Source organism: Mycolicibacterium arcueilense (assembly GCF_058536225.1).
The window spans coordinates 277,732-283,884 of record NZ_JBZTYL010000010.1 but is presented as its reverse complement, the minus strand read 5'-3'; the positions used below and the strand labels follow the sequence as shown (position 1 = coordinate 283,884).

Genomic DNA, 6,153 nt, shown 5'->3' with positions numbered 1-6,153 from the left:
ACGTGGTCGCTGCAGAGCTGTTCGATGCGCCGCGAGGAGCGTTGCCCACTGGCGTAGGCATAGATCAGCAACGCCAGCAGCATGTCCGGGTCATAGGCCCGCCGACCTGCCCGACCCAGCTTGCGGTTGGTGTGAAACGCGGTCGTATCCAGCTGCTCGACGACCTCGATCACGAACCAGACCAGATGATTTTCGGGCAACCAGTCGACCATGTTCGGCGGCAACAGAAACTCCTGATCCCGGGCCACCGGGCGATATCCACGAGCCATACCCGAGTGTCTCGAGAACAGACCGCCTAGTCACGCACCCGGGCAGGCGATTCTGCAACAGCCACCATGTGGCAGCAATCCTCGGCGTAGAGCATATCTAATCAACATGAATGATGTTGTGGCACACAGGGAGACCCGATGTGTCGCGGACAACGTCCGATTCGCTAGACTCGGCACGCGCACAGCCGGGACCGCCGATCCGTCACCACCTTCTATCGCGTCGGCAATTCACAGACACGACATAGTGCTGACCACGAGGGCAACTGCAACCGAAGCTCCGGTATCGCCTCGGTCGCACAACAAGCCCAGCCGTACCCTTGTTCCCATGCCGACATTTCCGGCGGAATTGACCTATGCCGGTGCAAGCCTGACCCAACCGGCCCGCGATGTCTGGACGGCCAACCCACCGACCTTCCGCCGCTTCGAGCACACGATCGTCGTGGGCCACGGGGATGCCGTGTGGATCTTCGCGACGGCCGAGGTGATGAAGTGGGGCATCAAGCGGCGCAGCGGCTTCGATGTCACACCGGACAGCGTTGCCGCTGAAGGTGCCGACTATTGCATCACGGCAAGGTTGGGGCCTGTCGTCGTACACGAGCCGGTACGAGTCGTCGCTGTCGTCGACAACGACGACCGTTGCGGTTTCGCATACGGCACCCGACTCGGACACCCCGTGTGTGGCGAAGAGGCATTCATCGTGCACCGAAACGCCGTCGGCACAGTATTTCTGACACTGCGGTCCCTCACGCGGCCCGCACCCGAAGGACCCTGGCGGCCGCTGTTTCCCGCACTGCTGATCGCGCAGCGCTTCTTCCGCCGCCGCTATCTGCGGGCACTTACGGTCTGAACGATTGACCTCGGCCGAGCTGAAACCGAACGCGCCGAACTCCTCGGCTGACGACCAACCGGCTCATACGCCTGATGGCGGTGGCGGAGGGATTTGAACCCCCGGACGGTGTTAGCCGTCTCTCGCTTTCAAGGCGAGTGCATTAGGCCGCTCTGCCACGCCACCGCCGACAAGAGTACGGGCTTCACACCCGGCCGATGTGCGCGGGCGGCGATCCGTTCTTCAATGCGACGCTGATGCGGCGACAGTTCTCCCCCATCGCCGCGATCTGTGGACGCGAAAGCCTGCCGAGGAAGTGCGAGCGGACACCCTGCCCGTACGTCACCATCGCCTCGCGGACAGCGACCCTGCCTTCTTCGGTGATCGTGGCGACCACGCCGCGCCCGTCGTCCGGGCTGGCACACCTGGTCACCAGGTTCTGAACTTCCAGCCGTCGGATCTGCCGGGTCACCCGGCTGGGCAGAGACATCAGCCGCTCGGCCAAGTCACCCATCCGCGCCGACCCGGTCGACGACTTGTCCAAGATATCGAGCAGGCGCACATCATTCAGCGTCAGATGATGCGCATCTACCAACGACCGGTTCAAGGTCGCATACATTCGCAGCGCCGAGTCGAGGTAGTTCTGCCATGACCTCTGCTCGGCGATGTCCAGGCCCGGCATGTCACCCGCCGTGCGCCCCGCAATCATCCCCGCCATGGGCGCAATCGTAAGGGACGTCAGTATTGCTGCGCTCGGGAAATAGAAGGCTTGTAGCGTAGAAAAAATGCATGCAATTGTCGCTTCCGTCGATGGCCATCTGACCTGGGAAAACATCGCTGATATCACACCAGCAAACGACGAGGTTCTCATTCGGGTTCAGGCCGCGGGCGTCAATCGGGCCGACTTGCTGCAAGCGGCGGGCAAGTATCCGCCCCCGCCAGGCGCCAGCGAGGTCATCGGATTGGAGGTGTCGGGCACCGTCGCCGAGCTCGGCGCGAATGTTACCGACTGGTCAGTTGGGCAACCCGTGTGCGCATTGCTCGCCGGCGGCGGCTATGCCGAATACGTCGCCGTACCCGCCGCCCAGGTGCTGCCATTGCCTGATGGCGTTGCCCTGAGCGAGGCCGCAGGTCTGCCCGAAGTGGCCTGCACGGTGTGGTCGAACGTCATGATGACCGCGGGCCTGGAGGCCGGTCAGCTCGTCCTGTTCCACGGCGGCGGCAGCGGCATCGGCACCCACGGCACCCAGGTGGCCCACGCGCTCGGCGCGCGGGTCGCCGTAACTGCCGGGTCGGCGGAGAAACTCGCCCTGTGCCGCGAGCTCGGCGCCGACGTCACGATCAACTACCGGGACGAGGACTTCGTCGAGCGGCTGCGGGCCGAGACCGGCGGCTCCGGCGCCGACGTGATCCTCGACATCATGGGCGCCGCCTACCTCGACCGCAATGTCGACGCCCTGGCCACCGGGGGACGGCTGGTGATCATCGGCATGCAGGGCGGCATCAAGGCCGAGCTGAACATCGCCAAGCTGCTCGGTAAGCGCGCCGGCGTCATCGCCACCTCGCTGCGTCCCCGGCCCGTCGACGGACCCGGCGGCAAGGGCGAGATCGTGCGGGCGGTCCTCGACAACGTGTGGCCGATGATCGCCGACGGGCGGGTGCGGCCGATCATCGGTGCCGAACTGCCCATCCAGCAGGCTCAGCAGGCCCACGAACTGCTCGCCTCCGGCGAGGTGTCGGGAAAGATCGTCCTGACGGTGTAGCGCGATCAGCCCAGCGAGGCCAGGGCCCGCACGAGCTGATCGACCTCGGCGCCCGTCGAGTAGTGCGACAACCCCACGGTCACCGCGCCACCGATGTCGTTCACCCCGATCACGTCCAGCACGCGGGAGCTGGCATTCGAGATCGCCAGGATGCCGTTGTCGGCCAGCCGTTGCACCACCCGCTCGGCCGGCACGTCCCGCACCACGAAGCTGAGCACCGGAATCTGCGACTCCGGCCTGCCGATCACCATCACCAATGGCAACGAGCGCAGCGAGGCCACCAGGTACTCGAACAGGCGGTCCAGATACGCCCCGGCCGACTGCATCGACACGGCCAGCCGTTCGCGCCGCGAGCCGCTGGCCGTGTCATCGAGATTCGACAGGTACTCGATGCTGGCCACCACGCCGCCCAGGAAGCCGTACTGGTGCATGCCCACCTCCAGGCGGGCCGGGCCGGTCGCCTGGGGGTTCAACGACACCGAGGCCAGCGAGTCGATCACCGACGGGTCGCGGAACACCAGGGCGCCGATCGGAGGGCCACCCCACGGCACAGCGTTGAGAGCAACGACATCGGCGTCGATCTCGTTGATGTCGATCAGCCGGTACGGGGCCGCGGCCGAGTGGTCGACGACCACCATTCCGCCGACCTCATGCGTGAGCTTGGTCACCTCACCCAGATCGGTGACGGTCCCCAACGTCGACGATGCCGAAGCGATGGCCACCAGACGGGTCGGCTTGTCGATCAGCCCTTCCCACTGCCAGGACGGCAGCTCACCCGTCTCGATGTCGACCTCGGCCCACTTGACCTTGGCGCCATAGCGATTCGCCGCCCGCAACCAGGGCGCGATGTTCGCCTCGTCATCCAGGCGGGTGACCACGACCTCGTAGCCGAGCCCGACCCGACTGGAGGAGGCCTCGGCCAGCGAGGTCAGCAGTTGGGCCCGGTCGGCGCCCAGCACCACGCCCCGCGGATCGGCGTTGACCAGGTCGGCGACAGCCTGACGGGCAGCGGTGAGGACGGCCGCGCTGCGGCGTGCCGATGGGTGCGGTCCCACTGCCGTGGGCATCGAGCCTCGGAACGCAGTGGACACCGTCGTTGCGACGGAATCGGGCACCAGCATGCCGTTCTGGGCATCGAAGTGGACCCACCCATCGCCCAATGACGGATGCAAGCCACGCACCCGGGCGACGTCGTATGCCATGCCAGCCACCTTAGAGCGTCCGCGAATATCACAAACCGACACGATTTGGTGAGCGCCCGACCGCACGTTTGCACTTCCGAGACCATGCTCGGACCGGGTCGCCCTGGGCAGCCATACTAGTCCAGTGGGCTTCGGGTTCGGAGTGCTAATCGCACTGTTGTTGCTGGTAATACCCGGGGCGTTGATAGCCAGGGCGGGTGGACTCACCGTGTCGACGGCGGTCGCAGTGGGTCCAGCCTTGACCTACGGCACCGTCGCGTTGACGATCGTTCCACTCGGGGCCATCGGCGTCCCGTGGAACGCATGGTCAGCTTTGTTTGCTGTAGCCATCGTTGCCGCCATTGCGGCCGGGTTGCGGAGGCTGCTGGCCCGCTATCGGGACCGCGACGCCGAGGCGTCGGGCATCGCGCTGCGGCCGGCATCGGTGGTTGCGGTGGGGGTGGTGCTCGGCGCCGTCCTGATCGCCGCCGCCGCATTCGCCGGACTCGTGCACTGGCAATCCGTCCCCAGCACCTGGGACTCGGTGTGGCACGCCAACACCATCCGGTGGATCCTCGACACCGGCCAGGCCTCTCCGACCCACATGGGCGAACTGCGCAACGTCGAGACCCACGAGGCGCTCTACTACCCGTCGGCCTTCCATGCCCTTGCGGCTGTCTACTGCCAGGTCACCGGTGCCGCCGCGACCACCGCGTACACGGTGAGTTCGGTCGTCGCGGCGGTATGGCTGTTCCCGGTGAGCGCCGCGGTGCTGACGTGGAAGATGGTTCGCCCGCACACCTGCCAGATGCGCACCGCTGTGGTTGCGGGCACTGCCGCCGCACTCGCCGCGTCGTTCACCGCGGTGCCCTACGTCGAGTTCGATGTGGCGGCCATGCCCAATCTGGTGGCCTACGGCCTCGCGGTGCCGGTGTTCGCCCTGATCGCCTCGACCCCGGCCCATCGCGACCGCATCGGCCTGGCCGTGCTCGCCACGGTCGGCGTCTTCTCGGTGCACCTGACGGGTGGCGTGGTGACGGCGCTGCTGGTGGCCGTCTGGTGGCTGGGGCATGCGCTGTGGCAGCCGGTGCGCGGCCGGCTGTCCGACTTCCTGACGCTGGCCGCCGTTGCGGTGCCGACCCTGCTGATCCTGCTCCCCCAGTTTCTGGGGGTCCTTCAGCAAGCGGACATCATCGTCGGCCACGCCTTCGTCAACCACCTCGGCAAGAAGTACTCGCTGTTCGCGGCCGTCGTCCAGCACACCCGCCACCTCAACGACTTCCCGATCCAGAACGCCCTCATCGCTCTGGCCGCCATCGGCGGACTGGTCATGCTGGTCAAGAAGATCTGGTGGCCGCTCGCCGTGTGGCTGATCCTCATCGCGTCGATCGTGCATTCCGGCGCACCCTTCGGCGGGCCGGTGGGCGCCATCACCGGCAAGTTCAGCGACCTGTTCTACAGCGATCCGCGCCGACTGTCGGCGGTGGTCACCCTTCTGTACGCGCCGATGGCGGCGATCGGTCTGGGCGCACTGGTCCTGTTGGGCGCCGCTGCGCTGCGCCGGGCCGGCGCCCGCCCGACCTGGATCCACGCGACGGCGGCCGTCGCACTGGTCGCCACCACAGTGGGCCTGGCCTGGCACTACTTTCCCCGGCACAAGTACCTGTTCGGGCAGAAGTACGACTCGGTGATGATCGGCGCGAAGGACCTCGAGGCCTTCGCCTACCTGGCCGAACTGCCGGATGCCCGCACCACGTTGATCGGCGACGCCAACACCGACGGCACCGCCTGGATGTACGCGGTTTCGGGGCTACACCCGCTGTGGACCCACTACGACTACCCGATGCAGCAAGGTCCGGGGTATCACCGGTTCATTTTCTGGGCATACGCAGATGATGCCGACACCGATTCCCGCGTTGCCGAGGCGGTCGAGGCACTCAACATCCGCTACGTGCTCACCAGCACACCGGTGGTCCGGGGGTTCGTCATGCCCGACGGACTAGTGTCGCTAGACAGCTCACGGTCGTGGGAGAAGATCTACGACAACGGTGAGGACCGCATCTACCGCTGGCACGGAGAGAACGCGGCGAAGAAGACGAACTGACACGACCGAT

At 66.3% G+C, this 6,153-nt stretch carries 6 protein-coding genes and 1 tRNA gene; 3 read left to right on the top strand and 4 right to left on the bottom strand.

Translation table 11 applies throughout. The annotated features are described in order from the left end of the window. The coding region (locus AC4LGL_RS16510) for a transposase (RefSeq protein WP_491839693.1) at positions 1–269 on the bottom strand (269 nt) is incomplete at its 3' end. A 325-nt stretch (positions 270–594) separates the two neighbouring features. Here AC4LGL_RS16510 and AC4LGL_RS16505 point away from each other — a divergent pair. Further along, positions 595–1,116 (top strand): DUF1990 domain-containing protein, encoded by a 522-nt coding sequence (locus AC4LGL_RS16505; protein ID WP_491839692.1) that lies wholly within the window; start codon positions 595–597, stop codon positions 1,114–1,116. Between the two features lie 75 nt (positions 1,117–1,191). Here the strand turns inward: AC4LGL_RS16505 and AC4LGL_RS16500 are convergent. Together AC4LGL_RS16500 and AC4LGL_RS16495 are read right to left on the bottom strand one after the other, a co-directional pair. Beyond that, a tRNA-Ser gene (locus tag AC4LGL_RS16500) sits at positions 1,192–1,281 on the bottom strand. Positions 1,282–1,300: 19 nt separating this feature from the next. Beyond that, the gene (locus tag AC4LGL_RS16495) at positions 1,301–1,813 is read right to left on the bottom strand and encodes a MarR family winged helix-turn-helix transcriptional regulator (protein ID WP_055118620.1); all 513 of its coding nucleotides are present in this window, start codon (positions 1,811–1,813) and stop codon (positions 1,301–1,303) included. Between the two features lie 67 nt (positions 1,814–1,880). Between AC4LGL_RS16495 and AC4LGL_RS16490 the strand changes: the two genes are divergently transcribed. Then, positions 1,881–2,858, top strand: coding sequence for an NAD(P)H-quinone oxidoreductase (locus AC4LGL_RS16490; RefSeq protein WP_491839691.1), 978 nt, complete (start codon positions 1,881–1,883; stop codon positions 2,856–2,858). A 5-nt stretch (positions 2,859–2,863) separates the two neighbouring features. Here AC4LGL_RS16490 and AC4LGL_RS16485 read toward each other — a convergent pair whose 3' ends face one another. Next, positions 2,864–4,060 (bottom strand): cysteine desulfurase-like protein, encoded by a 1,197-nt coding sequence (locus AC4LGL_RS16485; RefSeq protein WP_491839690.1) that lies wholly within the window; start codon positions 4,058–4,060, stop codon positions 2,864–2,866. 124 nt (positions 4,061–4,184) lie between these two features. On the opposite strand from AC4LGL_RS16485, the gene AC4LGL_RS16480 reads away from it, so the two are divergent. Further along, the gene (locus AC4LGL_RS16480) at positions 4,185–6,143 is read left to right on the top strand and encodes a DUF6541 family protein (RefSeq protein WP_491839689.1); all 1,959 of its coding nucleotides are present in this window, start codon (positions 4,185–4,187) and stop codon (positions 6,141–6,143) included. Positions 6,144–6,153: the final 10 nt, after the last annotated feature.

Coding starts and splice junctions, on each gene's coding strand:
- AC4LGL_RS16505 (WP_491839692.1), top strand. CDS start 595: ATGCCGACATTTCCGGCGGAATTGACCTATGCCGGTGCAAGCCTGACC.
- AC4LGL_RS16495 (WP_055118620.1), bottom strand. CDS start 1,813: ATGGCGGGGATGATTGCGGGGCGCACGGCGGGTGACATGCCGGGCCTG.
- AC4LGL_RS16490 (WP_491839691.1), top strand. CDS start 1,881: ATGCATGCAATTGTCGCTTCCGTCGATGGCCATCTGACCTGGGAAAAC.
- AC4LGL_RS16485 (WP_491839690.1), bottom strand. CDS start 4,060: ATGGCATACGACGTCGCCCGGGTGCGTGGCTTGCATCCGTCATTGGGC.